This is a genomic window from Streptomyces sp. CG4 (assembly GCF_041080655.1).
Taxonomy (GTDB): Bacteria; Actinomycetota; Actinomycetes; order Streptomycetales; family Streptomycetaceae; genus Streptomyces.
Genome location: NZ_CP163525.1, coordinates 6,425,800 through 6,451,878, shown reverse-complemented (window position 1 = coordinate 6,451,878; position 26,079 = coordinate 6,425,800). Strand labels below are relative to the sequence as shown.

The window sequence follows — 26,079 nt, the reverse complement described above, 5'->3', positions numbered from 1 at the left end:
CGGCGCTCAGCCGCGACGGCGGGATGCGGCGGCGCCGAACGCACCTCAGCCCGAGACACCGATCCCGGGTGCCGGGAAAGACGCCTCGCCTTCACCCCGGCCGGCCAGCCAGCCGACCGGCGCCGAAAAGGCCGCTCAGACCTTCGGCTCGGCCCCAACGGCCAGCGTCCCGCACAGGGCCGTAGGGCTGTCCGTCTCGTACGGGTCGGTGCCCGCGGGGACGCCGGTGTGGGCCGTCTGGCCGGCCAGGAGGGGGCGGAGGTAGGCGCTGGAGTCCTCGACGCAGGCGAGCGGGCCCGCCTCGACGTAGGACGTGATCAGCTGGACCTGGTGGGTGCGCAGATCGTCGCGGGTGAAGCGGAAGGTCACCTCGCGGCGGACCGTGAACAGCGACACGGCGGCCCCGGCCGCGGAACCGGTGGAGCGCAGGGCGTAGACGAAGGTGTGGTCGGCGGTGACCTCCAGCGCGCTCGCGTCGCTCTCGACGGCCCGCAGATCGCCCCGGACGCGGATCCGGTCGTCGGCGAGCTGGGCGCGGGAGGGGTCGAGGCGGACCAGCCAGCCGGTGGCGGCGTGCCGGCCGTCCGTCGCGGGGTGGTCGACGAAGCTCTGGTCGAACTGGTCGAGCTGGTCGGCGTCGATGAGGGACCGGACGGGGCTGACCTCGCGGCCGGTCAGCACCTCGGGGTAGAGCGAGGAGCGGACTATGTAGTCCTTGGCGGTCGTGAGCGCGGTCACGACCTCGCTGTCGGAGAAGTGGGCGGTGCTGCGGGAGGCGGGCAGCGGTATGCCCGCGGCGCCGATATCGAACTGGGCGGCGGGGCTGTGCGCGAACAGGTTCTCGGCGTCGCCGGTGCCGGGCACCTTGCCCGTCGGGGCGAGCGGGATCACGGTCATCCGCAGCGGCTCGGCGGGGCGCCGGGTCTGCGGGGAGCCGTAGGGGTGGCGGACGCCCATGTAGATCGCGGTGCCGAAGGCGATGGCGAGCAGCACGACGAGGGCCAGGGCCTGCCGGGTGAGTCCGCGGTGCAGGGGCGGGCGGCGGCGTACGGCGGGCGCGTGGTCGGCCATCCGCTCCTCGGCGGAGTACTCCTGGAGGCGGGCAGCGCGGACGAACGACTCGTCGAACACGACGGATCGGTACTCGTCCTCGCCACCTCCGGGGCCGCCCTCGGGTGTGCCCTCCGGTGGGTCTCCAGGCCCGCCCATACTTTCAGAGTAGGTCTCGTGGGCCTCAGGTAAACGCCCTGCTACACGACAACTTCTGACAGGTGCTCACCAAGAGTGGAGGCGGGCACTCAGGGGGAACGCGGGGTGGCCGAGGCGGCCGGCTGGGAGGAGTCGGCGGAGGCGGAGGGCGCGCCGGCACTGCCCTGTTCCAGGCCGGTGGAGGCGGGCGTGGGGACCCCGTCGCGGGCGCCGGCGGAGCTGCCGCGGTAGACGGCGGCGAAGGCCAGGGCGACCATGCCTATGCCCATGACGACGGCGAGCACCCAGGCGACGGGGCGATGCCAGCGGACCTGTTTGCCGTAGGGGCCGAAGGGGCCGTGGCGCTCGTGGAGGACGTAGGTGTCGTCCAGCTCGTCGTCGTCCCGATCTTGGCTGAGATCGGTCCCCTCGGGGGAGTACTTGTCCTCGTAGCGCTCGCCTCGGGCGTGGGCGCGGCGGGCCTCCGCCTCGGAGGCCTCGGCTCTGGCCTGTGCGGCGGCCAGGAGGCGTTCGACGGCGGTCGGCTCATGGACCACGGCCGCCTGTACGAAGGCCTCGTCGAAGACCACGGAGGCGAACTCTTCGTCCGACACCCCGTGGTCGTGGTCGTCGTCGGGCTCCCAGCCGTCAGGGAACGGCATGCCCCCCACGTCCTCCGGCACGGATCCAGAGTAGACCTGGGGGGTCAATTTGGGCAGACGGTATGGAAATTCGTCTGACTGGTGAGACGCCTTTCAGCTGCCCGCCCGGATCACGGGACGTACGGCCGAACAGGTGAATCTCAGGGGCGCACGTGTCCGTCGCCGGTGACGATGTACTTCGTGCTGGTCAGCTCCGGCAGACCCATCGGGCCGCGGGCGTGCAGCTTCTGGGTGGAGATGCCGATCTCGGCGCCGAAGCCGAACTGGCCGCCGTCGGTGAAGCGGGTGGAGGCGTTCACGGCGACGGTGGTGGAGTCGACCAGCTGGGTGAAGCGGCGAGCGGCCTGCTGGGAGGTGGTGACGATGGCCTCGGTGTGCCCGGAGGTCCACAGCCGGATGTGCTCGACGGCCTTGTCCAGGGAGTCCACGACGGCGGCGGCGATGTCGTAGGAGAGGTACTCGGTCTCCCAGTCCTCGGCCACGGCCTCCACGACCGTCGCCTTGGAGTCCTTGGCGTGGGCCATGACCCGCTCGTCGGCGTGGACGGTGACGCCGGCCTCGGCGAGGGCGTCCAGGGCGCGCGGCAGGAACTCGGCGGCGATGTCCTGGTGGACGAGGAGGGTCTCGGCGGCGTTGCAGACGCTGACCCGCTGGGCCTTGGAGTTGATCAGGATGTCGATCGCCATGTCGATGTCGGCGGTCGCGTCGACGTAGACGTGGCAGTTGCCGGTGCCGGTCTCGATGACGGGGACGATGGACTCGCTGACCACGGTCTGGATCAGGGAGGCGCCGCCACGCGGGATGAGGACGTCGACCAGACCGCGGGCGCGCATCAGCTCGCGCACGGAGTCGCGGCTCTCGCCGGGCACCAGCTGGACGGCGTCGGCGGGCAGTCCCGCGCCGCCGACGGCGTCCCGGATGACACGGACGAGGGCGGTGTTGGACTCGTAGGCGGAGGCCGAGCCGCGCAGCAGGACGGCGTTGCCGGACTTCAGGCAGAGGGCGGCGGCGTCGACGGTGACGTTCGGGCGGGCCTCGTAGATGATGCCGACGACGCCGAGCGGGACGCGGACCTGGCGCAGGTCGATGCCGTTGGGCAGGGTGGAGCCGCGGACGATCTCGCCGACCGGGTCGGGCAGCTTCGCGACGTCGCGGACGTCGGAGGCGATGGCGCGGACCCGCTCGGGGGTGAGGGTCAGCCGGTCGACGATGGCCTCGCTGGTGCCGTTCTCCCGGGCCTTGGCGATGTCCTTGGCGTTGGCCTCGACGATCTCGCTGGTCCGGACCTCCAGGGCGTCGGCGATGGCGAGCAGCGCGTCGTCCTTCACGGCGCGCGGGAGCGGCGCGAGGTCGGCGGCGGCGGCCTTGGCCCGGTAGGCGGCCTGGGTGACCGGGGACATGGAGTCGTACGGCGAGAGCGTGGTCATGAGGGAAGGGTAGTGCGCGGCGCCGCGCACTCACCGCTCATCCCAAACCCCGAGACAAGCCCTCAGGATCACTCAAAAGGGATGTACTCCCACCGGGGTCGCCGGTGCCGGGCCGTATCCCTCGGCGATGCGGTGGTGATAGGTCTCGCGGTCGATGACCTCGAGGCCGACGATCTCCCAGGCCGGCAGGCCGGCGCTCTGCCGGTGCTCGCCCCACAGGCGCAGGGCCACGGCGGCGGCGTCGTGCAGATCCCGGGCCTCTTCCCAGTACCGGATCTCGGCGTGGTCGGTCGCGTATCTGCTGGTGAGCAGGAAGGGGTGGTCGTGGGCCAGCTGTTCCAGGGCCCGCCGCAGCTCGGGCAGGGGCACCTGCTTCCCGGAGACGCTGAGGGTGACGTGCCACAGCCGGGGCAGATCCGTGGGCTCTTGGTAGACGTCCCCGGCCGCGACGCTCGTCAGAGCACCGCGCGACGTCGCCCCAGGGCGCGCTCGTCTCACGACGGCCTCCTTCACGCTTGGCTCGCATGGCCCCTTGACGGAACGTGTTCCTTCACATGTCCCAGACACAAAGTTGAGCAGGCCTTAGGCCTCCGCGTGGTGGTTTTACGGAACGTCCCCCACCGGGGGCGGTCCTTACGCCCCGTTTTACGAGCGGTTTTGCGAGTGTCACGGGTGCAGGAGCACCAGGTCGTCCCTGTGTACGACCTCGCGTTCGTACGCCGGGCCCAGCTCGCGGGCCAGCTCGCGGGTCGAACGTCCGATCAGCCGCGGGATCTCCTTGGCGTCGAAGTTGACGAGCCCCCGGGCCACCGCGCGGCCCCTCGTGTCGCGCAGTTCGACGGGGTCGCCGGCGCTGAACTCGCCCTCCACGGCGGCGATTCCGGCGGGCAGCAGGGAGGTGCGGCGCTTCACGACCGCGTCCACCGCGCCGTCGTCCAGGGTCAGCGCGCCCTGCGGGGTGGAGGCGTGCTGCAGCCACAGGAGGCGGTCGGCGGAGCGTTTGCCGGTGGGGTGGAAGTAGGTGCCGGTGTCGCCGCCGCTCAGCGCGTCCGCCGCGTGCACGGCACTGGTGAGGACCACGGGGATGCCGGCGGCGGCCGCAATCCGGGCGGCCTCGACCTTGGTGACCATGCCGCCGGTGCCGACGCCGGCTTTGCCCGCGCTGCCGATCTCGATGCCGGCGAGGTCCTCGGGGCCCTTCACTTCCGCTATCCGCGAGGTGCCGGGCTTGCTGGGGTCGCCGTCGTAGACACCGTCGATGTCGGAGAGGAGGACGAGCAGGTCGGCGTGGACGAGGTGGGCGACGAGGGCGGCGAGGCGGTCGTTGTCGCCGAAGCGGATCTCGTCGGTGGCGACCGTGTCGTTCTCGTTGACGATCGGGAAGGCGCCCATGGCGAGGAGCTTGTCGAGGGTGCGGGAGGCGTTGCGGTGGTGGGCGCGGCGGCTCATGTCGTCGGAGGTGAGCAGGACTTGGCCGACGCGGACGCCGTAGCGGGCGAAGGAGGCGGTGTAGCGGGCGACGAGCAGGCCCTGGCCGACGCTGGCGGCGGCCTGCTGCCGGGCGAGGTCCTTCGGGCGGCGGCGCAGCCCGAGCGGGGCGAGCCCGGCGGCGATGGCACCGGAGGAGACGAGGACGATCTCCCGCTCTCCCCCGCTGCGGATCTTGGCCAGCACGTCGACCAGCGCGTCGACGCGGTCGGCGTCCAGGCCGCCGGCGGCGGTGGTCAGCGACGAGGAGCCCACCTTGACGACGATCCTGCGGGCCTCGCCCACGGCCTGCCTAGCCCTTGCCACCTTGCCCTCTGTTCCCTCGTGTTCCCGCGCGCGGTTGCCGGTCGCCTCCTTGGCAATCTACGCGAAGCGGATCGTGCCGTGCCCACCGGTCCAGCCTCCGGACGGGCGGTGCGTGGCCGTGCGCTCACGTGCGCTCACGATGCGCGTACGGCGCGAGGGCGTGGCGAGGGCGCACTGGTTGATCATGACTGACGGTCACACTTGCCCTTTACGTGGGACATTCCCCGTGATTTACCTTAATCGCAGCCCGTTACGCCTTCTTACCTTGCAAGCAGGTGCCCTCTACCAGGCCGGGAGTGGTCGGGCTCAGAAGAGGTAAGAGCTGCTCACCTTCGCTTGGTGGCTTCAGGTAAGAGCGATCTGGAGCAATTCTGAACGTAAGGCGAACGAAAAAGGGCCGGTCCGTGGGCCGGCCCTCTCTCACTCGCTTGCGGCCGTCCGTCAGCGGGCGGCGGCCTGGTCGCGTACGGCGTCCAGCAGGAGGATGCGGAGGATACGTCGGAGACCATCGCATCGGAGACGTCGAGGCAGTCGTACAGACGCGGCTCGGCGCCCGTGATCACGCGGTGCTCGTACGAGGGAAAGGCGTGCCAGTAGGAGGTGTTCCACTCGGCGCGCAGCTGGGCGATCTCCGTGTGCCGAGCCACGTCTCCGGTGCTGTCGCGGGTGGCCTCGGCCTCGTGGCCCTTGCTGTCGTCGCCCTTGCCGGTCAGTTCGTCGATCCGGGCCTCGATCCGGGCCAGGTCCGACTCCGCCGTGGCCTGGGGCGGCCTTGTCGGCGGTGAAGCGCGGATCGGCGGCGCGCTCGGGGCGGCCTTCTCGACCAGCACGGTGATCCGCCGGTGCGCGGCGCCGGCCTCCTTGCTGACAGTGCCGGTGAACGGGTGCGGCTTGTACAGGACGCGGACCGGCGGGTCGGCCGCGATCAGCTTCCGCACGATGTTCTCGCCGGCGAGAACGATCGAGGTGTTGCCCGGGTTGCCGTCCCAGACCTCCCAGGTCGGCGCGTACAGCACGGTCGGGCAGTGTCCGTCAGCGGCTTCGGGCGCGCCCTGCCAGGCCTGGATGGGCGCGAGCTGCGGGCGGCCGACCTCCACGATGTCGTCGTCGCGGACGCCGACGTCGGCGATGGCATGGCGGTCACGGCCGGCCCGACTGGCGGTCCGCACCTCGTCGTAGACCTTGCTGTACGGGTTGACGCTCGCGAGCTCGTCACTGTCGCCGTGGCCGATGAAGACGTGCTTCATGGTGGGCACGCGCAGCAGGTCCAGCTGCTCCATCGTCTCCAGCCACATGTTGACCTGGTGGCCAGCCGGCCAGTCGTCGACGGCGGCGGCGAGCACCGCATCGGCCTTCGGCGGGACCTTGCCGCGGATGTACGGCACGAGCACCAGATGGGGCCGGTCGTGCGCCGCCCCGCCGTCGCTGCCGTCAGACCATGCCGTCAGACCACCTGAACGCCGGGCTCGTCGCACTCCACCCGCAGCCGGGCCGGCGTGCGCGCCGTGGCCTGCGGTCGGACGACGGTGTCGACGACGCGGACCTGTGCGTCGATGCCGTCGCGGCGGATGTCGAAGAGGTGGTAGCCGCGGTGGCAGTCGATCATCTTCCAGTGCGGGTTGTCCGCCTTCAGCGGGTCCCACTGGGCGTGGAAGGCGGCCTCGTCCTGGTCGCCGTTGCTGGAGACGGACGTACCGACGAACTCGGTGCCGACGACACCCGCGTCGGGGTCGGCGAAGTCCTCCTTGAGATCGCTGATCATCGTCAGATGCCGGTCGCCGCTGAGCACGACCGGATTGCGGATGCCGGCGAACTCCGCCAGCAGGGCGTTGCGTTCGACCTGGTAGCCGTCCCAGGAGTCGTAGGACCAGAGCTTGCCGTCGCCGGGCAGCAGATCGGTCTCGGCCATCATGATCTGAGAGGCGATCAGATTCCAGCGGGCCGGGGAGCCGTGCAGCCCGTCCAGCAGCCACCGCTTCTGCCCGGCACCCAGCATCGTCATCGACGGCGCCTCGGCGCCCTGCTGCGTGGTCGCCTGGTCGGTGCGGAACTGCCGGGTGTCCAGGACGTTCAGCCGCGCCAGCCGGCCGAACTCCAGCCGGCGGTACATCCGGATGTGCGGGCCGTGCGGGACGGCGCTCGCGCGCACCGGCATGTGCTCCCAGTACGCCTGGAAGGCCGCCGTCAGCCGGGCCACGAACGCGTCGTGCGACTGCTTGTCCGGGTCCTGCGGGACCTCGCCGGCCCAGTCGTTGTCGACCTCGTGGTCGTCGAAGGTGACCACCCAGGGGGCGCTCGCGTGCATGGCGGCGAGGTCGGGGTCGGTGCGGTACTGGGCGTACCGGTTGCGGTACTCGACGAGGGTGTACGGCTCGCCCGCGCCCTCGTGTCGCCGTACCGCCGTCGAGGTGGGCGCCGTCTCGTAGATGTAGTCGCCGACGAAGAGCACGAGGTCGGGGTCCTGGGCCAGCATGTCGGCGTACGGCGTGAAGTAGCCGTGCTGCCAGTTCTGGCAGGAGGCGAGGGCGACGCGCAGCGCACCGCCCCGCTGGTGCGCGTGCGGCGCGGTGCGGGTGCGGCCGGCGGGCGAGAGCTGCCCGCCGGCCCGGAAGCGGTACCAGTAGGGGCGGTCCGGGCGCAGCCCGCGCACGTCCACATGGACGCTGTGGCCGAGTTCGGGCCGGGCCTGGGCGATCCCCCGGCGGACGGTCCGGCGGAACCGCTCGTCCTCGGCGAGTTCCCACTCCACGGGGCAGACCGCGTCGGGCATGCCACCGCCGTGCAGCGGGTCGGGTGCGAGTCTGGTCCACAGCACGATGCCGTCGGGCAGCGGGTCGCCGGAGGTGACGCCGAGAGTGAACGGGCTGTCCGGCAGCGGCGGGCCGGTGGCGCGGGCCGTGCCCGGCAGCCACGGCTGGGCACAGGCCGCGGCGCCGAGCACGGCGGCCCCGGCGGCCAGAAAGCGGCGGCGATCGGGCGATGGTGCGGTCATGCGCTGACTCCCTTGCCACGGTGGCCTCTGCGGACAGGGGGAAACTCCCATGGCCGCAGGGCCGGCGCACCGAACGAAACCAGGTGCGAGCATGACAAATGGCAGACAGCGCGGGAGGACGCGGAAGACCCGTCACGACACGAGAGAAATCCTCGAAAACCCTCGTGGCACAACGGGTCTGACGGTAGATCGGCTACGAGTCGGGGACCTGGGGGTGGTGGCCCTCAGGTCCCCGATACAGCCGCCCGCGGGCGGTCACAACAGCGCGCCGAACTTCACTCGAACGGATCGAACTCGTCGTACTCGCGCAGCGCCTCGTCCCGTTCGGCCTGCTTGTCCCGGCGGCGCTGGGCCGCGGGACGCTCCGCGTCGAAGCGGTGGTCCTCGCCACGGCGGCCGAGCATCTCCGCGCCGGCCATGACCGTCGGCTCCCAGTCGAAGACGACCGCGTTGTCCTCGGGGCCGATGGCGACGCCGTCGCCGTTGCGGGCGCCCGCCTTCATCAGCTGCTCTTCCACGCCGAGGCGGTTGAGCCGGTCGGCGAGGTAGCCGACGGCCTCGTCGTTGTTGAAGTCGGTCTGGCGCACCCAGCGCTCGGGCTTCTCGCCACGCACCCGGAACAGCGGCTCGCCGCCGATCTCCTCGCGGGTGACGGTGAAGCCCGCGTCGTCCACGGCCTTGGGCCGGATGACGATCCGGGTCGCCTCCTCCTTCGGCTTCGCGGCGCGCGCCTTGGCGACCAGCTCACCGAGCGCGAACGACAGCTCGCGCAGCCCGATGTGGGCGACGGCCGACACCTCGAAGACGCGGTAGCCGCGGGCCTCCAGGTCGGGGCGGACCATCTCGGCGAGGTCCTTGCCGTCCGGTACGTCGACCTTGTTCAGGACGACGATCCGGGGCCGGTTGTCGAGGCCGCCGTACTGCCGCAGCTCCTCCTCGATGACGTCGAGGTCGGAGAGCGGGTCGCGCTCGGACTCCAGGGTCGCGGTGTCCAGCACGTGCACCAGCACGCTGCACCGCTCCACATGCCGCAGGAACTCCAGGCCCAGGCCCTTGCCCTGGCTGGCGCCCGGGATCAGACCCGGCACGTCGGCGATGGTGTAGACGGTCGAACCGGCCGTCACGACACCGAGGTTCGGCACCAGGGTCGTGAAGGGATAGTCGGCGATCTTCGGCTTGGCCGCGCTCAGCACCGAGATCAGCGAGGACTTGCCGGCGCTCGGGTAGCCGACGAGCGCCACATCCGCGACGGTCTTCAGCTCCAGGACGACGTCCCGCAGGTCACCGGGCTCGCCGAGCAGCGCGAAGCCGGGCGCCTTGCGGCGGGCCGAGGCCAGCGCCGCGTTGCCGAGGCCGCCGCGGCCGCCCTGCGCGGCGATGTACGAGGTGCCGTGGCCGACCAGGTCGGCGAGGACGTTGCCCGCCTTGTCGAGGACGACGGTCCCGTCCGGCACGGGGAGGACCAGGTCCAGCCCGTCCTTCCCCGACCGGTTGCCGCCCTCGCCGGGCTTGCCGTTGGTGGCCTTGCGGTGCGGCGAGTGGTGGTAGTCGAGCAGCGTCGTCACCGACTGGTCGACGGTGAGGATGACGTCACCGCCCCGCCCGCCGTTGCCGCCGTCCGGGCCGCCGAGCGGCTTGAACTTCTCGCGGTGTACGGAGGCACAGCCGTGACCTCCGTTACCCGCGGCGACATGCAGTTCGACGCGGTCCACGAAGGTGGTCATGGTTCTGTGCCTCCAAAGATGTACGGGGGCGACACCATCCTTGAGTGATGCCACCTCTCTCTTAACACGCGAAAGGCGGACCCGCCTTCCCGACCGGGAAGTGAGGTCCGCCTCGCGAAACGCTCTACGGCGCCTGAGCCCTGAGGGGGCTGGTATCAGGCGACCGGAACGATGTTCACGACCTTGCGGCCACGGTGCGTACCGAACTCCACCGCACCGGCCTGCAGGGCGAACAGCGTGTCGTCGCCGCCACGGCCGACACCGGCGCCGGGGTGGAAGTGGGTGCCGCGCTGGCGGACCAGGATCTCACCCGCGTTGACGACCTGACCGCCGAAGCGCTTCACGCCGAGCCGCTGGGCATTGGAGTCGCGACCGTTCCGGGTGGACGATGCGCCCTTCTTGTGTGCCATGTCTCCTCAGTCCCTTACTTCGCAGCCGTGGGGATCGACGTGACCTTGATCGCCGTGTACTGCTGGCGGTGGCCCTGCCGACGGCGGTAGCCGGTCTTGTTCTTGTAGCGCAGAATGTCGATCTTCTGGCCCTTGTGGTGGTCCACGACCTCGGCCTGGACCTTGATGCCGGCCAGCACCCACGGGTCGCTGGTCACGGCGTCGCCGTCGACAACGAGCAGGGTCGAGAGCTCGACCGTGTCGCCAACCTTGGCGGTGGAAATCTTGTCAACCTCAACGATGTCGCCGACAGCAACCTTGTGCTGGCGACCACCGCTGCGCACGATGGCGTACACGCGGATCTCTCTTTCGCTCGTTCAGAACCGGCACCCCCGCAGGCCAGCCGCCCCACGACGCATGGGCGACCTCTCCCGGCCCGCCTTGCGTCCGGGAGGAATAGGTTTACGGGGATGTGGCGCGCTCAGTGACACGCCGACGGTCAAGGTTACGGGGCCGGGCCGAGGGGGTCAAACCGGGCCCCGGGGGTGTGCGGCCGGTCACTCGGGACCGGCCGCGCACCCGTGGGCGTCAGCCCTCGTCGCCGGTGGCGGAGACCGTGGTGGTCTTCTTCGCCGCCGACTTCGCGGCAGCCGTCTTGACCGCCTTCTTGGCCGTGGTCTTCTTCGCGGCCGTCTTCTTGGCCACCGCCTTCTTGGCCGTGGTCTTCTTAGCGGCGGCCTTCTTCGCCGTGGCCTTCTTGGCGGTCTTGCGGGCCGCCTTCTTGGCCGCCGGAGCGGCCTCCTCGGCCGGCACCTCGGCCGCCTCCGCGGCGACCGGGGTCTCCTCCGCCGCGGCCGACGGTACGACCATGACGGCCGCCTCCTCGGACACGGTCGGCGCGCCGACCTGGCGCACGGCACGACGGCGCGGGCGGGCCGGGGCGGCGCTCTCCGCGGGCGCCTCCTCGACCGGAGCGACCGGAGCGACCGGAGCCGGTGCCGCGGCCTCCGGCTGTGCCACCGGTGCCTCGGCCGCGGGAGCGGTCTCGGGCACCGTCACCACGGTCGCCTCGGCTCCCGCGGGGGAACCGGCCGGCGCCGACACCTTCCGGGTCGCACGACGGCGCGTACGGCCCTTGGGCGCGGCCTCCTCGACGGCCTCGGCCTGCGGTACCGCGGCCACCTCGGCGACCGCTTCCCCGGCGGTGGCCGCCGGGACGACAGCCCCTTCCTTCGGCGCCTCGGCGGCCGGCTCGGCCATGGCGACGGCCGCAACCGCGGCCTCGGCCTCGGCCTTCTCGGCTTCCTTCGCGGTCTTCTCGGCCTTCTCGGCCCTGGGAGCCCGCTCCGCCTTCGGCGCGCCCGCCGGAGCCGAGGCGCGGCGGCTCGCCCGACGGCGGGTACGGCCACGGGTGGCCGCCGCCTCCGCCTCGGCGACGCTGCTGTACAGCTCCTCGTCCGGCGCGAACTCGGGCGCGGGCAGGGCGGCCGGCGCGGCGACCTCGGCGGCCACCTCGGCAACCGTCTCCGCCTCGGGCTCGACGGCCTCGCCCGTCTCGACGGCCACGGCGGCGGCCTCGTGCACATGCTCGTGCACGTCACCGCCCCGGCCGCGCTTCTTGCGCTTGCCGCCACCACCGCCACCGACGGCCGTCGGCTGCTCCATGTGCACGATGACACCGCGACCGTTGCAGTGGACGCAGGTCTCGGAGAAGGACTCCAGCAGGCCCTGGCCCACCCGCTTGCGGGTCATCTGCACCAGGCCCAGCGAGGTCACCTCGGCCACCTGGTGCTTCGTACGGTCACGGCCCAGGCACTCCAGCAGACGGCGCAGCACCAGGTCGCGGTTGGACTCCAGGACCATGTCGATGAAGTCGATGACGACGATGCCGCCCAGGTCGCGCAGCCGCAGCTGACGCACGATCTCCTCGGCCGCCTCCAGGTTGTTCCTGGTCACGGTCTCTTCGAGGTTGCCGCCCTGGCCGGTGAACTTGCCGGTGTTGACATCGATCACGACCATCGCCTCGGTCTTGTCGATCACCAGCGAACCGCCGCTCGGCAGCCAGACCTTGCGGTCCAGCGCCTTGGCGAGCTGCTCGTCGATCCGGTACGTGGCGAAGACGTCGACCTCGGAGGTCCACTTGGACAGCCGCTCGGCGAGGTCCGGCGCGACGTGCGAGACATACCCGTGGACGGTGTCCCACGCGTCGTCACCGCTGACGATGACCTTGGAGAAGTCCTCGTTGAAGATGTCGCGCACGACCCGGACGGTCATGTCCGGCTCGCCGTACAGCAGCGTCGGGGCGTTGCCGTTCTTCGACTTCTTCTGGATGTCCTCCCACTGCGCCTGCAGCCGCTCGACGTCCCGGCGCAGCTCGTCCTCGCTCGCGCCCTCGGCGGCGGTGCGCACGATCACGCCCGCGTCCTCGGGGACGATCTTCTTGAGGATGGTCTTCAGCCGGGCCCGCTCGGTGTCGGGCAGCTTGCGGCTGATGCCGGTCATCGAGCCCTCGGGGACGTACACGAGGTAGCGGCCCGGGAGGGAGACCTGGCTGGTCAGACGGGCGCCCTTGTGCCCGATCGGGTCCTTCGTCACCTGGACGAGGACGGACTGGCCGGACTTCAGCGCGGACTCGATGCGGCGCGGGCCGTTGGCCATGCCCAGCGCCTCGAAGTTGACCTCACCGGCGTACAGGACGGCGTTGCGGCCCTTGCCGATGTCGATGAAGGCGGCCTCCATCGACGGCAGCACGTTCTGCACCTTGCCGAGGTAGACGTTGCCGACGTACGAGGTCGACTGCTCCTTGTTGACGTAGTGCTCGACGAGCACGCCGTCCTCGAGCACGCCGATCTGGGTGCGCTCGCCGTGCTGGCGCACGACCATCACGCGCTCGACGGCCTCGCGGCGGGCCAGGAACTCGGCCTCGGTGATGATCGGAACGCGGCGACGGCCCTGCTCACGGCCTTCCCGGCGGCGCTGCTTCTTGGCCTCCAGACGCGTCGAGCCCTTGATGGACTGCACCTCGTCGGACGGCTCGCTCGGCTTGCGCGGCTCGCGGACCTTGACGACCGTGCGCTCGGGGTCGCCTTCGTCGGGCTCGGTGTCCGCGGACGTGTCACCGGCCCGGCGGCGACGGCGACGGCGGCGACGGCTGCTGGAGCTGGAGCCGCCGGCCTCGTCACGGGCCTCCTCGGCGTCCTCTTCCTCCTGCTCGGCGGTGTCCTCGGCGTCCTGCTCGGCCTGCTCGGCGGCCAGTTCCTCGGCGTCCGCGCCCTCGCCCTCGGCGGCGTCACCGCGACGGCGGCGGCGGCCGCCACGCCGGCGACGGCGACGCGAACCGGACTCCTCGAAGCCCTCGGCGCCCTCCGTCTCCTCGGCCTCCTCGCCCTCGGCGAGGTCCTCGGCCGCCTCGGCGGACTCCTCGGCCTCCTGCTCCGCTTCCTCGGCGGCGGCCTCGACGGCGCGCGTCTCCTCGGCGGCGGCACCCTTGCGGCGACGGCGGCGACGCGAGCCGGCCTCGGCGCGCTCCTCCGCGATCTCCTCGGGCTCCTCCGGCTCGGCGGCCTCGGCGGCGGCCTCGGCAGCGGCGCGCTCCGGGGTCTGGAACTTCGGCTCGGCGAACACCGGCGCCTGGAAGACGGCGACGGCGGGGCGACGCGGACGACGCGGGGCCTCGGCCTCGGCGGCCTCGGTCTCGGCGCCCTGTGCGGGCTGCTGCGCGGGCTCGGAGAACCCGAACACCGGGCGCACGACCCGGCGCCGGCTGCGGCGCGGCGCGGCTTCCTCGGCAGCGGGCTGCGCCTCGGTGGCCTGCGGCTCCTGCGCGGCGGTGGCGGGCTCGGCGGCGGGCGTGCTGACGGGGACCTCCGGGGCGTGCGCCCCGGCACCGGCCTCGGCGGACTTCTCGGCCTCGGCGGCGGGCGCGGCTTCGGTCGCGGCGGACTCGGTGGCAGCCTCCGCGGCCCTCGACGCGCCGGCCGGCGCGGACGCCCGGCGGGTGGCCCGGCGGCGGGTACGCCGCGGAGTGGCCTCCTCGACGTCACCGCTCACCTCGGCGGCAGCGCCGGACTCGGCCACGGGGGCCACGACAGCGGGAGCTTCGGCGGCGACGGCCGGGGTCTGCGCGGCGACCGGCTCGGCGACGGCCGGGGTCTCCGCGGCGGCGGACTCGGCGGCCTTCGGCGCACCGGCCGGCGCGGACGCCCGGCGGGTCGCACGACGGCGCGGACGGGCGGCGGGCGCGGCTTCTTCCGCGACCGCGACGGCGGGCGCCTCGACGGCGGGCTGCTCCTGCGCCTTCTCGGCCTCGGCAGCAGCGGCCGTAACGGACGCTGCGGTGTCCGGGTGCGTTGTCCCGGCGGCCTCGGCGGCGGCCGGCGACGCGGCGGGCGCGGACGCGCGGCGCGTGGCCCGACGGCGCGGACGGGCGGCGGACGCGGCCTCGGCGGGCTCTTCGGTCACGGGGGTCTCTTCGGTCACGGGAGCCTCATCGGCATCGGAAGCGGCAACGGCAGCGGTCGGCGCTTCGGCAGCGGCGGCGGTCGGCGCGGACACGCTGCGCGTGGCGCGGCGGCGGACGCGGCGCGGCGCGGCACCCTCGCCGACGACGGCCTCGCCGCCCTCGGCGACGGCAGCGGGCTGCTCGGTCTCGGCGGCGGCGGACGCGGCCGGTACGACGGCCTCGGCGGCCGACGGCGACCCGGCGGGCGCGGACGCGCGGCGGGTCGCCCGGCGGCGCGGACGGCCGGCGGGCGCGGCTTCCTCGACGGCCTCAACCGTCGTCTCTTCGGCCTCTTCGATCTCTTCGATCGCTTCGGCCTCGACGAGGTTGTCGGACTCCGCGGCCGGTATGGCCGGCACGGTCACCTCGGTGGATGCCTCGGCCTCGGCCGCGGCCGGCGGACCCGCCGGGCGAGAGGAGGCACGGCGACGCCTGCGCGGCGGCAGGGTGTCGCTGGGAGTGTTCAGTTCGGAACCCTCAATGGGTTCGGTCGGCTCGAGCATGCGGGCGTTTCTCCCGTCAGGCTCCCGGGCGCCGCGCCTGGTCCGGCGTCGGTCTCGGTGGACCGTCCGCCGTTGACGTCCACGGCCCGCGTGATCCGCGATGGCCGCCGTCCGGGGCGCGGGCGCCGCACGGGAGCACTCTGTGTCCTGTCTCGCCGGTTCCGTACGCCTTGTCGGTACGGCCTGGCGAAAGTCTTCTGGTCGGTGCGCTGCCCGACCCAGGTGGCTCCCGAGTACGAGGGCGGCGCTTACGACGTCCGTCCCTACGCGGGACCTTCCGGCGTCGGCGCCGTCGCGACGGCGGCCGGTTGGGCCGTCAGGGCCCCGGCTGCCTCGCGGTCGGGCGCGAGCGGGTCGGTCACCGTGCCGGTCTCTTCATCGAGCAGCCCCTGCGCCAGCCTGGTCACCGCTGCGGGGACCGGCGGCGCCAGGTCGGCCACGGCGCGGAGACCGGACAGGACGTCGTCGGGTCGTACGGCAGGCGTCACGTGCCGAACAACCAGCCGCAGTATCGCACAGGGCTGGTCGGTCGGCCTATCAGCCGGTGAACCGTGCGTTTCCAGACTCACCACGGCGGGGCGGGCGTCGAAGGTACGGACGCCGTTCTTGGTCATCCGCTGGACCTCGACGGTCTCTGCCCCGTTGAAGGCCGCGACCGCGCGCTCGGCGTCGGCCGGGGCGACTCCGTCCAGCCGCAGCTCCCAGACGGAGGCCGTCAGCCGGTCGGCGAGACCCGAGGTCCGCGCCTCGACCGCGTCGACGATGTCGAGCCCGGCGGGCAGCGACTCGTCGAGGAGGACGCGCAGCGCCTCCGGGTCGCGCGGTGCGGTGAGCGCGATCTCCAGATACTCCGCCTCACTGCCCGTGCCGGTGGGTGCGGCATTGGCGTACGACACCTTCGGGTGCGGCGTGAACCCTGCCGAGTACGCCATGGGCACCTCGGCGCGGCGCAGCGCCCGCTCGAAAGCGCGCTGGAAGTCTCGGTGGCTGGTGAACCTCAGGCGGCCGCGCTTGGTGTAGCGCAGTCGGATGCGCTGCACCGCGGGTGCGGGCGGCGGGCCTTCGGGCTGTCGCTTGCCCAGTGTCCTAGTCCTTCGTGAGTGCGGTCGTACTGCTACCAAGAGTACGTGCCGCGGGCCCCTGAGGTTCCCGCCGGTCCACCGCGACCGGCTGCCGCGGCTCACCGAGCAGCATGCGCCGGAAGTCGGCCCGGGCCTGCCGTACCGTCTCGCGGGCGCCGGCCAGCGCTTCCCGGACGGTCCGGCCCACCACACGCGCGCCCTGGGCGACGGGCCGCAGGACGGCGTCGCGGACGGCGTGGCCGACCGGGATGAGGATCGTCCGGAACACCCAGCGCACCGGCTCCACGAAGATCCACCGGAAGACGGTCCCGAGCGCCCGGCCGACGGCCCGCGAGATCCGTCCCGCGATCCGCCACGCATGCCCGAGGGCGTCCCCCGCCTCGCGCGCCACGACGGCGAGAAGCCGGCCCACGGGAGTGAGGACCCAGCGCCACAACGCGAGGGCGGGCAGCGCGAACAGGACGCGGAGGGTCCAGTACAGGGCGAGCCCGATGCCGGTGGCGATCATGCCCAGCAGCCACCCCAGCCCCCGTACGCACCAGGCCACGGCACGCCCGACGGGCGCGAGGACCCAGTCGTACAGCCATCGCGCGGGGACGACGAGCAGATACCGCACCAGCCGGGCGACGGCCCTGTACACACCGATGCCGGCGGCGGCGAGGACCGCGCCGACGCCCTTCAGCAGCCAGGTGAGCGCGTGCCCGATCGGGCGGAGCACGTGCGCGTACACCCGGTCGAGCCCGGCCCCCACCCCGCGCGCGAGCCAGGCAATGGCGTGGCCGACCGGGGTGAGGACGTACCGGTGGAGCCACACGGCCGGTACGACGACGAGGACGGCGCCGAGCCGGGCGAGGCCCTTGCCGACGGGGACCAGCACACAGCGCCACAGACCCACGAACGGCCAGACGAACAAGGCCTTTCCGACCCACAGCAGCGCCCGGCCGAGCGGCCTGAGGACGGTGTCCCGCACGAGCCTTCCGGTGACGACGAGCGCGTCCCACACCACCCGCACCGGTACCACCAGCACCAGGACGACGATCCGCAGGGGAACGCGGATCGCGACGGTGAGGCACCCTTCCGGCTGCCGGGGCCGGGGAGGCGGGTTGTGCGGTTCCATACCGGAGTAGACGCCGGCCACGCCCGATCGGATCCTCACCGCGGGTGACCGCTCACCACGGGGGCGTTGGTGGCCGGCCGCAAAAGGGCAGCGGAAAGGTTTTGGCCGGTGCCCTGTCCGATCCTGAGGTCGAGCATGCGCCATAGGGCAACTCGGGCAGGATTCGGGCCTGCCCGCAGCGTGTCCAAATGGCCCCACCCTCGCGGCGTGCGGCAGTACGCGCCGGAGCGGAGCGCAGACAGGAGCGTCGGCGCAGCGCGGCGGTTGCGCGGCGCGAGCCGCAGGCGAGGGGCCAAAGCGCTGGCTGCAACCAGCGCAGCCACCACCTCGTCCTCGCTCACCACGGCCGAAGCCTCAACCACCCGATCGAGTGCCTAGCCCACCTCAGTGCGCGTGACCACTCGCAGCCGGCGCCGGACCGGCGCTCTTGACCGTCAGAGGCAGCAACTTCTTGCCGGTCGGGCCGATTTGGATGTGGGTGTCCATCTGGGGGCAGAAGCCGCACGCCGATCGGGCACGAGACGCCGATCTCGCCCAGCCCGCAGTACTCGGCAGGATGCTTGTCGAGTACTGCTGGTGGTGGCAGTCAGCCGCGTAGAAGTCGCCCCCTGCGGCGACGACCCGCCGTGCCGTCGCGGAAGCTGAGCCAGGCGAGCTTCCCGATCACGAGGAAGTCCCCGTCGTCGGCCTCGATGAGATCCGGACAGGACTGCCCCGTCGCACTGCCCCGCTCGGCGGGCGTCGATCCGATCCGGCGCATGAGGGCTCCTTGGTGACAGGATCGGTGCCATGGGCACCGAGAGGGTGTGGGCGTACCGAGTGGAGGAGCCACACGGCTCGCACGGCTGGCGCCCCCACGGCGGCCCTTCCCGCCTGTGGCGGGGAAGGGTCACCACCGAGTCCCGGAGCGAGGATGCCAAATACGTCGCCGCTCTCGTCGTCACCGACCTTGTGACCGAGTGGAAGGTGAACGGCATCAGCGAGCAGCACGTGCGCGTGATCGTGTGGGCGGGCGAAGAAGGCACTGGCCCCGAGGACGCGGTCTTCACGCTGGAGATCCAGCCCGGCGTCGACGGAAAGTGACCAATCGCGGCCGGATCCGCGCACTGCCGGGATACCGGCCCGGTCGTCGAGTCGATTTCCTGGTGTCCGGCCAGTGCAAGTCGACGCCCGATACCGCAGCGAGCTCAGACCCACTCCACCTCTGAGCGGATGCGCGAGGAGCCTGCCGGCTCCGGCAGGGGCGTACGGAGTCTCCGCTTCGGGGCCGCCGGACGACGTCCGGAAACGCCGACAGCAGCCAGCGCAGCCGCTACCTCCTCCTCACTCACCCCCGCCAGGGCCTCCACCACCCGATCGAGCGCCTCACCCACTTCAGTGCGCGTGACCACTCGCAGCCGGCGTCGGACCTGCGTTCTTGACCGTCAGGGGCAGCAACTTCTTGCCGGTCGGGCCGATTTGGATGTGGGTGTCCATCTGGGGGCAGACGCCGCAGTCGAAGCACGGGGTCCAGCGGCAGTCCTCGACCTCGGTCTCGTCGAGGGCGTCCTGCCAGTCCTCCCAGAGCCAGTCCTTGTCCAGGCCGGAGTCGAGGTGGTCCCAGGGCAGGACTTCCTCGTAGCCGCGCTCGCGGGTGGTGTACCAGTCGACGTCCACGCCGAAGGCGGTGAGGGCCTTGTCGGCGCAGGCCATCCAGCGGTCGTAGGAGAAGTGTTCGCGCCAGCCGTCGAAGCGGCCGCCGTCCTCGTACACCGCGCGGATGACCGCGCCGATACGGCGGTCACCGCGGGACAGCAGGCCCTCGACGATGCCGGGCTTGCCGTCGTGGTAGCGGAAGCCGATCGAGCGGCCGTACTTCTTGTCGCCGCGGATCTTGTCGCGGAGCTTCGCCAGACGGGCGTCCGTCTCCTCGGCGGAGAGCTGGGGCGCCCACTGGAACGGGGTGTGGGGCTTCGGGACGAAGCCGCCGATCGAGACCGTGCAGCGGATGTCGTTCGAGCCCGAGACCTCGCGGCCCTTCTGGATGACATGCGTCGCCATGTCGGCGATCTGCAGGACGTCGTCGTCGGTCTCGGTCGGCAGGCCGCACATGAAGTACAGCTTCACCTGGCGCCAGCCGTTGCCGTAGGCCGTCGAGACCGTACGGATCAGGTCCTCTTCCGAGACCATCTTGTTGATGACCTTGCGGATGCGCTCGGAGCCGCCCTCCGGGGCGAAGGTGAGGCCGGAACGGCGGCCGTTCCTCGTCAGCTCGTTCGCCAGGTCGATGTTGAACGCGTCGACGCGGGTGGAGGGGAGCGACAGGCCGATCTTGTCGTCCGTGTAGCGGTCCGCCAGGCCCTTGGCGATGTCGCCGATCTCGGAGTGGTCCGCCGAGGAGAGGGAGAGCAGGCCCACCTCCTCGAAGCCCGTCGCCTTCAGGCCCTTGTCGACCATCTCGCCGATGCCGGTGATCGAGCGCTCGCGCACCGGGCGGGTGATCATGCCCGCCTGGCAGAAGCGGCAGCCTCGGGTGCAGCCGCGGAAGATCTCCACCGACATGCGCTCGTGCACCGTCTCGGCCAGCGGCACGAGGGGCTGCTTGGGGTACGGCCACTCGTCCAGGTCCATGACCGTGTGCTTGGAGACGCGCCACGGGACGCCCGACTTGTTGGGGACGACGCGGGCGATACGGCCGTCGGGCAGGTACTCGACGTCGTAGAACCCCGGGATGTACACCGCGCCCGTCTTGGCCAGGCGGAACAGGACCTCCTCGCGGCCGCCGGGGCGGCCCTCGGCCTTCCACTCGCGGATGATCCGGGTCATGTCGAGCACGGCCTGCTCGCCGTCGCCGATGACCGCCGCGTCGATGAAGTCGGCGATCGGCTCCGGGTTGAACGCCGCGTGGCCGCCGGCCAGGACGATCGGGTCGTCCAGACCGCGGTCCTTGGACTCCAGGGGGATACCCGCCAGGTCCAGGGCCGTCAGCATGTTCGTGTAGCCCAGCTCCGTGGAGAAGCTGAGGCCGAAGACGTCGAAGGCCTTCACGGGGCGGTGGCTGTCGACGGTGAACTGCGGGACGCCGTGCTCACGCATCAGCGCCTCCAGGTCCGGCCACACGCTGTAGGTGCGCTCGGCGAGGACGCCCTCCCGCTCGTTGAGGACCTCGTAGAGGATCATGACGCCCTGGTTGGGCAGACCCACCTCGTACGCGTCCGGGTACATGAGCGCCCAGCGGACGTCGCACTCGTCCCAGTCCTTGACGGTGGAGTTGAGCTCTCCGCCGACGTACTGGATGGGCTTCTGCACGTGGGGGAGCAGAGCTTCGAGCTGCGGGAAAACCGACTCGACAGGCATCTCGCGAACCTTCATGAGCTGACAGGGGTGACCATCAAGCGTAACCCGCCCGACGGAGTCCCCCGTACGCTCAGCCGGCCGCCGGGGAGCCGATCTTCTTCCAGAGCCCGGGCAGCTCGGCCTCCGCCTGCGCCGCCCGTGCCTCCTCGCGCCCGTACAAGAGCCCGTAGGTGAAGGCGCTCTCCCCCGCCGCGTGCGCCGTCGCGGACAGCTCGCGCAGGGTCAGCCGGGTCATGACGCTGTCCTGGTGTTCCCCGAGGAGGGTGGTCAGGTTCTTCATGCCCTGGGTCAGGGACCGGGCCGGTTTGCCCAGGGCGGGGGTGGCCGCCTCGGCCGCGTACCGGGTGCGCTTGGCCTTCTTGCGGGCCTCGTGCACGGCAACGTCGCGTTCCTCGCCGGGCGGGGCGCCGAGCGCCTGCTCGACCAGGGCGGACAGGGTCGCCAGGTCCTTGTCCACGGCCTTGGCAATCACCTTGTCCGGCTGTTTTCCGGCGGCCTTGCGCAGCGGCGGGTCGGCGAGCAGGCCGTCCAGGGTGTCCAGGAGGGTGAGATAGCGGCGGGAGTCGAGCACGCCGGTCAGCTGTGTGTGGGCGCCGCCGTGCCCGGCCTCGGCCCAGGCCGCGAGGCGGTCTTGGACGGGGCCGGCGACCAGGTCGGGCGGGACGGCGTCGAGGGCGGCCCGCAGGCGCTCGGCCGTCACCTCCTGGTCGCGGTCGACGCCCAGCGCGCCCGCGAGCCACTTCAGCTCGGCGGCGACGAGGTCGGTGACGGTGCGGTCGAGGACGGCGCGGAAGCTGCGCAGGGTGCTGCGGGCGCGGCGGGTGGCGACCCGCATGCGGTGCACGGAGTCGGGCACGTCCCGGCGGACGGCCGGATCGAGCTCGACCAGTACGTCCCGCTGGGCGCGCAGATAGGCGAGCACATGGTCACCGGCCGTCACGGGCGGCGCGGGCTCGCCCTTCCTGCGGCTGCTACGGCGGGGTCCTCCCGTCTGCTCCAGGGCCCGGGCCAGCTTCGACGGCGACTTCGAGCGGCGTACGCCCGCCTTGCGAAGCCGTTTCTCCACCAGGTCGAGGAAGGCGGGGTCGCCGTCCTCGGCCAGTTCCACCTCGATCTCGGTCCACTGGGCGGCCTCTCCCCCGCCGCCGAGCCGCTCGGCGGTCACGGTGTCCACGCTCGCCTCGGCCAGCAGGGCGCCGTCGGCGTCGACCAGGTGGCGGACATCGCGGGCGGAGCGCAGCCGGACCAGCGGGATCAGCTCGGCGTCCCGGACCCGGGAGCGGACGAGGGCGGCGATCTCCTCGGGCAGGGTGTCGGAGAGCGGGGCCCGGATCTCGTCGCGCACGCCCGGTCCGACCGGGAACTTCAGATGCCAGCCGGCGTCCGAGCCCCCGGTGCGACGGCGCAGGGTGAGGGCGTCGGCGGCCAGGCGTTCATCGGCGGTGTCGTAGTAGGTGGCGTCGAGTTCCACCAGGCCCTTGTCCAGGACGGTCGCCACCCCGCCGACGCCCGTCAGGTCGGGCAGCCCACTGTCGTCGGACTCGTACTTGCGCTCGATCTCGCGCTTCGTATCCGCCATGAATTGAATCTAGTGGGCCGCGGAGCGACACGGCAGGGGCCGCCCCGGATGAATAGCAGGAAAATTCCACACATCCACCCGGTGAACGGCCACCCCGTCCGGGCCGTGTGAGCCGTCCAGGCCGTCCGGGTACGACCACCCGTCCAGCCCGGGGTACGGCTCTCCCCGATCGCGGCCGAGCTGCGGGAGGCCTACGCCGACATCGGTCTCTGCACCTTGATCGACTGCAGCAGTCCCACCGCGATCCACACCGCGAACATCGACGAGCCGCCGTACGACACGAACGGCAGGGGCAGACCGGTCACCGGCATGATCCCGAGGGTCATCCCGATGTTCTCGAAGGACTGGAAGGCGAACCAGGCGACGATCCCGGCGGCCACGATCGTCCCGTACAGCTCGGTGGAGTCGCGGGCGATCCGGCAGGCGCGCCACAGCACCACGCCCAGCAGGAGGATGATCAGGCCCGCGCCGAGGAAGCCCAGCTCCTCCCCCGCGACCGTGAAGACGAAGTCCGTCTGCTGCTCGGGCACGAACTGGCCGGTGGTCTGCGAACCATGGAAGAGACCGGCGCCGGTCAGTCCGCCGGAGCCGATGGCGATACGGGCCTGGTTGGTGTTGTAGCCGACGCCCGCCGGGTCCAGCGCCGGGTTGGCGAAGGCGGCGAAGCGGTTGATCTGGTACTGGTCCAGGACGTGCAGCTGCCAGATGGCGAGGCAGCCGAGCACACCGGTGACGAGCAGGCCGAAGATCCAGCGGTTGGAGGCGCCGGAGGCGAGCAGCACGCCCAGGATGATCGACACCATGGCCAGGACCGTTCCGAGGTCGGGCATGAGCAGCACGATCAGGATCGGCACCGCGGCCAGGCCGAGGGACTGCATGACCGTGCGGTGGTCGGGGTGCGGCTTGTCCCCGGCGTCGACCCGGGCCGCCAGTATCATCGCCATGCCCAGGATGATCGAGATCTTCACGAACTCGGCGGGCTGCAGCGAGAAACCGCCGCCGAACACGATCCAGTTGCGGCTGCCGTTGATGGTGGCGCCGAGCGGGGTGAGCACCAGCAGCACCCCGAACAGCGAGACTCCGTAGAGGATCGGCACCGCGTTGCGCAGGGCGCGGTGGCCGAGCCAGAGCGTGCCGATCATCAGGGCGAAGCCGATGCCGAGGTTCATCAGATGGCGGACCAGGAAGTAGTACTGGTCGCCCTGGTTGATCTCGGTGCGGTTGCGGGTCGCGGAGTACACCAGCAACGAGCCCAGCAGCGACAGCACGAGGGCGGCCAGCAGCATCGGCCAGTCCAGCCGGCGGGCGAGCGAGTCGCGGGCGAGGAGCCTCGTCCAGCCGGCCCGCTCGGGGCCGTACCCGGAGACGGAGAAGCTGTTGCCGGTCATGAGGGCATCCTCCGGCTTCCCCTCTTGCGAGGGCGCCTGCGGGTGTTGCGGTTGCCCGTGGTGGGCGACGCCGTGGCGGCGGGCTGCTGGCTGTCGCCGTTGCTGGGGTTGTCCTTCTGGGCGGCCTCGGCGTCCTTGGCCGGGTCGCCGGTGACCTTCGGGGCGTCGATCGTGCCGTCCGTGCGGACCTTCGGCAGGCCCTTCTGCGGCTCGGGCAGCAGTGCCTTCTTGTTGTCGATGGAGCCGTCGCCCTGGACGCCGTAGAGCGCGCTGTAGATGTTGCGCACGGCCTCACCGGCGGAACCGGAACCGGTACCGGCCTGGGAGATCGTCATGATCACCGAGTAGTCCTTGGAGTACGTGGCCAGCCAACCCGTGGTCTGCTTGCCGTACACCTCCGCCGTACCGGTCTTGCCGTGCAGCGGGATCTTGTTCTGCGGCCAGCCGTTGAACTTCCACGCGGCCGTACCGCGGGTGATGACGCCCGCGAAGGCGTCGTCCATGCCCTTGAGGGTGGCCTGGCTGACGGGCAGCTTGCGCTGCACCTTGGGCTTGATCTCCTGGACGGTCTTGCCGTCGGGGCTGACGATGGCCTTGCCGATGGTCGGGGCGTACTCGGTGCCGCCGTTGGCGACGGCGCCGTAGATCATCGCCTCCTGGATCGGGGTGACGAGGGTGTCGCCCTGGCCGATGGAGTAGTTGATCTCGTCACCCTCGCGCATCTTGTTGCCTTCGAGGCAGTTCTCGTAGGAGATCTTCTCGACGTAGCTGCCGTCCTTCTTGCCGGTCTTGCACCAGGCGTCCTTGTTGGCCTTCCAGTAGTCCAGCTTCCACTGGCGGTCGGGGACGCGGCCGGTGACCTCGTTGGGCAGGTCGATGCCGGTCTCCTTGCCGAGGCCGAACTGGTGGGCGGTCTTGAAGAACCAGTCCTTGGGCTGGCCCTTCTTGGGGTTGATGCCGCCGTCCTTCTTCCACTCGTTGTCGCCGAGGCCGTAGAAGACGGTGTCGCAGGAGACCTCCAGGGCGCGGCCGAGGGAGATCGGGCCGAAGTTCTCGCCCTCGAAGTTCTTGAAGACCTGGCCGCCGACCGAGTAGGAGCTGGTGCAGGGGTAGCCGCCGTCCCAGGCGTAGCCGGCCTGGACCGCGGCGGCCGTGGAGACCACCTTGAAGGTGGAACCGGGGGCCGCCTGACCCTGTATGGCCCGGTTGAGCAGGGGGTAGTCGGAGTCCTTGCCGGTCAGGGACTTGTAGTCCTTGGCGGAGATGCCGCCCACCCACACGTTCGGGTCGTAGGTCGGTGCCGAGGACATCGCGACGATCCGGCCGGTCTTGGCCTCCATGACGATGACGGCGCCGGAGTCGGCCTTGAAGTTCTCGCCGGTGTTCTTGTCGAACTGCTGGCGGGCGGTCTTCATCGCCTTGTCCAGCTCGTACTCCGCGACGCGCTGCACGCGGGAGTCGATGCTGGTGACGAGGTTGGCGCCGGGCTCGGCGGGGTCCGCCTTGGCCTTGCCGATGACCCGGCCGAGGTTGTCGACCTCGTAGCGGGTGACGCCGGCCTTGCCGCGCAGTTCCTTGTCGTACTCCCGCTCCAGGCCGGAGCGGCCGACCATGTCGGAGCGCAGATAGGGCGACGCGGTGTCCTTGGCCTTCTGGATCTCGTCGTCGGTGACGGGCGAGAGATAGCCGAGCACCTGCGCGGTGTTGGACTTGCCCGGGCCTGGGTAGCGGCGCACGGCCTCGGGCTCGGCGGTGATGCCGGGGAAGTCCTCGGAGCGCTCGCGGATCTGCAGGGCCTGCTTCGGGGTGGCCTCGTCGGTGATCGGGATCGGCTGGTACGGCGAGCCGTTCCAGCACGGCTGGGGGGTCTTGGCGTCGCACAGCCGGACCTTCTGGATGACGTCCTCGGGCTTCACGCCGAGGACCCCGGCCAGCTTGGTGAGGACCGCCTTGCCGTGGTCCTTCTGCTTGAGCAGGTCGGTGCGGGAGGCGGAGACGACCAGGCGCGTCTCGTTGTCCGCGAGGGGCACGCCTCGGGCGTCCAGGATGTCGCCGCGCACGGCGGGGTCGACGACCTGCTGGACGTGGTTGCCGGACGCCTCCTTCTGGTACTGCGCGCCCTCGCGGATCTGCAGGTACCACAGCCGGCCGCCCAGCGTGCCGAGGAGGGAGAGGACGAGGATCTGGATCACGATGAGCCGGATCTGGACCCGTGGGGTCCGACCGGTCTCGGGGATGTTGGTCACTGCGGCTGCCTCCCCCTCTCAGTGCATGGACGTCTGGGTGCGCGGCGCAGGTCTACGAACCGGCCGCGTGCGTACGAATGATGAACGACCAGCCTGTGAGCCCGCGTTCCGGGAGAGCTGCCCCGTTCGGGTGAACTCCGTGGGTCCCGCG

The 26,079-nt window shown here is 71.5% G+C and carries 19 protein-coding genes and 2 pseudogenes; 1 reads left to right on the top strand and 20 read right to left on the bottom strand.

The genetic code is table 11. The features are described from left to right. Positions 1–135: 135 nt before the first annotated feature. The 16 genes and pseudogenes from AB5L52_RS29445 to AB5L52_RS29370 form a co-directional block, all read right to left on the bottom strand. Positions 136–1,209 carry a hypothetical protein gene (locus tag AB5L52_RS29445; RefSeq protein ID WP_351569713.1) on the bottom strand — a complete coding sequence of 358 codons (1,074 nt, stop codon included), beginning with the start codon at positions 1,207–1,209 and terminating at the stop codon, positions 136–138. Positions 1,210–1,298: 89 nt separating this feature from the next. After that, complete coding sequence (locus AB5L52_RS29440; protein WP_369367148.1) at positions 1,299–1,871, bottom strand: hypothetical protein; 573 nt, start codon at positions 1,869–1,871, stop codon at positions 1,299–1,301. A 119-nt stretch (positions 1,872–1,990) separates the two neighbouring features. Beyond that, positions 1,991–3,277, bottom strand: a complete 1,287-nt coding sequence (locus AB5L52_RS29435; RefSeq protein WP_351020330.1) for a glutamate-5-semialdehyde dehydrogenase — start codon at positions 3,275–3,277, stop codon at positions 1,991–1,993. 72 nt (positions 3,278–3,349) lie between these two features. After that, positions 3,350–3,775, bottom strand: a complete 426-nt coding sequence (locus tag AB5L52_RS29430) for a hypothetical protein (RefSeq protein WP_351020328.1) — start codon at positions 3,773–3,775, stop codon at positions 3,350–3,352. Between the two features lie 168 nt (positions 3,776–3,943). Continuing rightward, on the bottom strand, positions 3,944–5,050 hold the full coding sequence (gene proB / locus AB5L52_RS29425) for a glutamate 5-kinase (RefSeq protein WP_351020957.1): 1,107 nt from the start codon (positions 5,048–5,050) through the stop codon (positions 3,944–3,946). Positions 5,051–5,128: 78 nt separating this feature from the next. Further along, positions 5,129–5,257: a hypothetical protein gene (locus tag AB5L52_RS29420; RefSeq protein WP_369367146.1), complete on the bottom strand. Its 129-nt coding sequence runs from the start codon at positions 5,255–5,257 to the stop codon at positions 5,129–5,131. A gap of 302 nt (positions 5,258–5,559) precedes the next feature. After that, a pseudogene (locus AB5L52_RS29415) lies at positions 5,560–6,465 on the bottom strand (hypothetical protein); the annotation flags it as partial. A 50-nt stretch (positions 6,466–6,515) separates the two neighbouring features. Then, positions 6,516–8,063, bottom strand: coding sequence for an alkaline phosphatase (locus AB5L52_RS29410; protein ID WP_369367144.1), 1,548 nt, complete (start codon positions 8,061–8,063; stop codon positions 6,516–6,518). A gap of 275 nt (positions 8,064–8,338) precedes the next feature. Then, the gene (obgE, locus tag AB5L52_RS29405) at positions 8,339–9,787 is read right to left on the bottom strand and encodes a GTPase ObgE (protein WP_351569725.1); all 1,449 of its coding nucleotides are present in this window, start codon (positions 9,785–9,787) and stop codon (positions 8,339–8,341) included. 155 nt (positions 9,788–9,942) lie between these two features. Further along, positions 9,943–10,197, bottom strand: coding sequence for a 50S ribosomal protein L27 (rpmA, locus tag AB5L52_RS29400; protein WP_023550764.1), 255 nt, complete (start codon positions 10,195–10,197; stop codon positions 9,943–9,945). A 14-nt stretch (positions 10,198–10,211) separates the two neighbouring features. Continuing rightward, positions 10,212–10,532, bottom strand: a complete 321-nt coding sequence (rplU, locus tag AB5L52_RS29395; protein WP_009188585.1) for a 50S ribosomal protein L21 — start codon at positions 10,530–10,532, stop codon at positions 10,212–10,214. Between the two features lie 232 nt (positions 10,533–10,764). Further along, complete coding sequence (locus AB5L52_RS29390) at positions 10,765–15,180, bottom strand: ribonuclease E/G (protein WP_369367141.1); 4,416 nt, start codon at positions 15,178–15,180, stop codon at positions 10,765–10,767. A 263-nt stretch (positions 15,181–15,443) separates the two neighbouring features. Further along, positions 15,444–16,220, bottom strand: a complete 777-nt coding sequence (locus AB5L52_RS29385; protein ID WP_351569731.1) for a TIGR03936 family radical SAM-associated protein — start codon at positions 16,218–16,220, stop codon at positions 15,444–15,446. A 46-nt stretch (positions 16,221–16,266) separates the two neighbouring features. After that, positions 16,267–17,379 carry a hypothetical protein gene (locus AB5L52_RS29380; protein WP_369368993.1) on the bottom strand — a complete coding sequence of 371 codons (1,113 nt, stop codon included), beginning with the start codon at positions 17,377–17,379 and terminating at the stop codon, positions 16,267–16,269. A gap of 502 nt (positions 17,380–17,881) precedes the next feature. Then, positions 17,882–17,979: pseudogene (locus AB5L52_RS29375) on the bottom strand (peptide-methionine (S)-S-oxide reductase); the annotation flags it as partial. Then, a complete protein-coding gene (locus tag AB5L52_RS29370; RefSeq protein ID WP_351569734.1) occupies positions 17,966–18,139 on the bottom strand; it encodes a hypothetical protein in 174 nt (57 codons plus the stop codon). The pseudogene AB5L52_RS29375 and the gene AB5L52_RS29370, both read right to left, overlap by 14 nt. Before the next feature lie 29 nt (positions 18,140–18,168). Here AB5L52_RS29370 and AB5L52_RS29365 point away from each other — a divergent pair, with 29 nt between their 5' ends. Then, positions 18,169–18,462 (top strand): hypothetical protein, encoded by a 294-nt coding sequence (locus tag AB5L52_RS29365; protein ID WP_351569737.1) that lies wholly within the window; start codon positions 18,169–18,171, stop codon positions 18,460–18,462. A gap of 291 nt (positions 18,463–18,753) precedes the next feature. Here AB5L52_RS29365 and AB5L52_RS29360 read toward each other — a convergent pair whose 3' ends face one another. The 4 genes from AB5L52_RS29360 to mrdA all read right to left on the bottom strand — a co-directional run bounded on the left by AB5L52_RS29360 (position 18,754) and on the right by mrdA (position 25,928). Next, positions 18,754–20,715: a TIGR03960 family B12-binding radical SAM protein gene (locus AB5L52_RS29360; RefSeq protein ID WP_369367138.1), complete on the bottom strand. Its 1,962-nt coding sequence runs from the start codon at positions 20,713–20,715 to the stop codon at positions 18,754–18,756. Positions 20,716–20,785: 70 nt separating this feature from the next. Beyond that, positions 20,786–22,294, bottom strand: coding sequence for a CHAD domain-containing protein (locus AB5L52_RS29355; RefSeq protein WP_369367136.1), 1,509 nt, complete (start codon positions 22,292–22,294; stop codon positions 20,786–20,788). Between the two features lie 191 nt (positions 22,295–22,485). Beyond that, complete coding sequence (rodA, locus tag AB5L52_RS29350) at positions 22,486–23,682, bottom strand: rod shape-determining protein RodA (RefSeq protein WP_351026512.1); 1,197 nt, start codon at positions 23,680–23,682, stop codon at positions 22,486–22,488. After that, the gene (gene mrdA, locus AB5L52_RS29345) at positions 23,679–25,928 is read right to left on the bottom strand and encodes a penicillin-binding protein 2 (RefSeq protein WP_369367133.1); all 2,250 of its coding nucleotides are present in this window, start codon (positions 25,926–25,928) and stop codon (positions 23,679–23,681) included. The genes rodA and mrdA overlap by 4 nt, the downstream gene beginning before the upstream one ends. Positions 25,929–26,079 lie beyond the last annotated feature (151 nt).

Excerpts from the sequence above, each read along its gene's own strand:
- AB5L52_RS29420 (WP_369367146.1), bottom strand. The coding sequence starts at position 5,257 with ATGATCAACCAGTGCGCCCTCGCCACGCCCTCGCGCCGTACGCGCATC.
- rpmA (WP_023550764.1), bottom strand. The coding sequence starts at position 10,197 with ATGGCACACAAGAAGGGCGCATCGTCCACCCGGAACGGTCGCGACTCC.
- AB5L52_RS29370 (WP_351569734.1), bottom strand. The coding sequence starts at position 18,139 with ATGCGCCGGATCGGATCGACGCCCGCCGAGCGGGGCAGTGCGACGGGG.
- AB5L52_RS29365 (WP_351569737.1), top strand. The coding sequence starts at position 18,169 with ATGGGCACCGAGAGGGTGTGGGCGTACCGAGTGGAGGAGCCACACGGC.
- rodA (WP_351026512.1), bottom strand. The coding sequence starts at position 23,682 with ATGACCGGCAACAGCTTCTCCGTCTCCGGGTACGGCCCCGAGCGGGCC.
- AB5L52_RS29445 (WP_351569713.1), bottom strand. The coding sequence starts at position 1,209 with ATGGGCGGGCCTGGAGACCCACCGGAGGGCACACCCGAGGGCGGCCCC.
- AB5L52_RS29410 (WP_369367144.1), bottom strand. The coding sequence starts at position 8,063 with ATGACCGCACCATCGCCCGATCGCCGCCGCTTTCTGGCCGCCGGGGCC.
- obgE (WP_351569725.1), bottom strand. The coding sequence starts at position 9,787 with ATGACCACCTTCGTGGACCGCGTCGAACTGCATGTCGCCGCGGGTAAC.
- AB5L52_RS29435 (WP_351020330.1), bottom strand. The coding sequence starts at position 3,277 with ATGACCACGCTCTCGCCGTACGACTCCATGTCCCCGGTCACCCAGGCC.
- AB5L52_RS29390 (WP_369367141.1), bottom strand. The coding sequence starts at position 15,180 with ATGCTCGAGCCGACCGAACCCATTGAGGGTTCCGAACTGAACACTCCC.
- AB5L52_RS29360 (WP_369367138.1), bottom strand. The coding sequence starts at position 20,715 with ATGCCTGTCGAGTCGGTTTTCCCGCAGCTCGAAGCTCTGCTCCCCCAC.
- AB5L52_RS29380 (WP_369368993.1), bottom strand. The coding sequence starts at position 17,379 with ATGGAACCGCACAACCCGCCTCCCCGGCCCCGGCAGCCGGAAGGGTGC.
- AB5L52_RS29355 (WP_369367136.1), bottom strand. The coding sequence starts at position 22,294 with ATGGCGGATACGAAGCGCGAGATCGAGCGCAAGTACGAGTCCGACGAC.